Consider the following 2,332-nt stretch of genomic DNA (forward strand, 5'->3'; position numbering starts at 1 on the left):
CCCAGCTCGCGTACCGCTTTAATGGGCGAACAGCCCAACCCTTGGGACCGACTACAGCCCCAGGATGCGATGAGCCGACATCGAGGTGCCAAACCTCCCCGTCGATGTGGACTCTTGGGGGAGATAAGCCTGTTATCCCCGGGGTAGCTTTTATCCGTTGAGCGATGGCCCTTCCATGCGGAACCACCGGATCACTAAGCCCGACTTTCGTCCCTGCTCGACTTGTAGGTCTCGCAGTCAAGCTCCCTTGTGCCTTTACACTCTGCGAATGATTTCCAACCATTCTGAGGGAACCTTTGGGCGCCTCCGTTACCTTTTAGGAGGCGACCGCCCCAGTCAAACTGCCCACCTGACACTGTCTCCCCGCCCGATAAGGGCGGCGGGTTAGAAGGTCAATACAGCCAGGGTAGTATCCCACCGATGCCTCCACCGAAGCTGGCGCTCCGGTTTCCAAGGCTCCTACCTATCCTGTACAAGCTGTACCAAAATTCAATATCAGGCTGCAGTAAAGCTCCACGGGGTCTTTCCGTCCTGTCGCGGGTAACCTGCATCTTCACAGGTACTATAATTTCACCGAGTCTCTCGTTGAGACAGTGCCCAGATCGTTACGCCTTTCGTGCGGGTCGGAACTTACCCGACAAGGAATTTCGCTACCTTAGGACCGTTATAGTTACGGCCGCCGTTTACTGGGGCTTCAATTCGCACCTTCGCTTACGCTAAGCGCTCCTCTTAACCTTCCAGCACCGGGCAGGCGTCAGCCCCTATACTTCGCCTTACGGCTTCGCAGAGACCTGTGTTTTTGCTAAACAGTCGCCTGGGCCTATTCACTGCGGCTCTCTCGGGCTTGCACCCTAACAGAGCACCCCTTCTCCCGAAGTTACGGGGTCATTTTGCCGAGTTCCTTAACGAGAGTTCTCTCGATCACCTTAGGATTCTCTCCTCGCCTACCTGTGTCGGTTTGCGGTACGGGCACCTCTCACCTCGCTAGAGGCTTTTCTTGGCAGTGTGGAATCAGGAACTTCGCTACTATATTTCGCTCGCCATCACAGCTCAGCCTTATGGGAAACGGATTTGCCTATTTCCCAGCCTAACTGCTTGGACGCGGATATCCAATACCGCGCTTACCCTATCCTCCTGCGTCCCCCCATTGCTCAAATGGTGAGGAGGTGGTACAGGAATATCAACCTGTTGTCCATCGCCTACGCCTTTCGGCCTCGGCTTAGGTCCCGACTAACCCTGAGCGGACGAGCCTTCCTCAGGAAACCTTAGGCATTCGGTGGACGGGATTCTCACCCGTCTTTCGCTACTCATACCGGCATTCTCACTTCTAAGCGCTCCACCAGTCCTTCCGGTCTCGCTTCACAGCCCTTAGAACGCTCTCCTACCACTGTTCGAAGAACAGTCCGCAGCTTCGGTGATACGTTTAGCCCCGGTACATTTTCGGCGCAGAGTCACTCGACCAGTGAGCTATTACGCACTCTTTAAATGGTGGCTGCTTCTAAGCCAACATCCTGGTTGTCTAAGCAACTCCACATCCTTTTCCACTTAACGTATACTTTGGGACCTTAGCTGGCGGTCTGGGCTGTTTCCCTTTTGACTACGGATCTTATCACTCGCAGTCTGACTCCTAAGGATAAGTCATTGGCATTCGGAGTTTGACTGAATTCGGTAATCCGATGAGGACCCCTAGTTCAATCAGTGCTCTACCTCCAAGACTCTTACACTTAAGGCTAGCCCTAAAGCTATTTCGGGGAGAACCAGCTATCTCCAGGTTCGATTGGAATTTCTCCGCTACCCACACCTCATCCCCGCACTTTTCAACGTGCGTGGGTTCGGGCCTCCATTCAGTGTTACCTGAACTTCACCCTGGACATGGGTAGATCACCTGGTTTCGGGTCTACGACCACGTACTAAACGCCCTATTCAGACTCGCTTTCGCTGCGGCTCCGCCTCTTCAGCTTAACCTCGCACGGGATCGTAACTCGCCGGTTCATTCTACAAAAGGCACGCCATCACCCATTAACGGGCTCTGACTATTTGTAGGCACACGGTTTCAGGATCTCTTTCACTCCCCTTCCGGGGTGCTTTTCACCTTTCCCTCACGGTACTGGTTCACTATCGGTCACTAGGGAGTATTTAGCCTTGGGAGATGGTCCTCCCGGATTCCGACGGAATTTCACGTGTTCCGCCGTACTCAGGATCCACTCAGGAGAGAACGAAGTTTCGACTACAGGGTTGTTACCCTCTACGACGGACCTGCGGTCGCTGCGTTGATGCAATGAAGAAGGGCCGGCGCAATGCCGGCCCTTCTGTTTCCTGCTTCATGTAGAGC

1 rRNA gene is annotated in these 2,332 nt (G+C 54.1%); it reads right to left on the bottom strand.

The features are described from left to right. Positions 1–2,332 (bottom strand): 23S ribosomal RNA (locus tag ACWFQ8_RS33435); the annotation flags it as partial.

The organism is Streptomyces sp. NPDC055254, assembly GCF_053606025.1.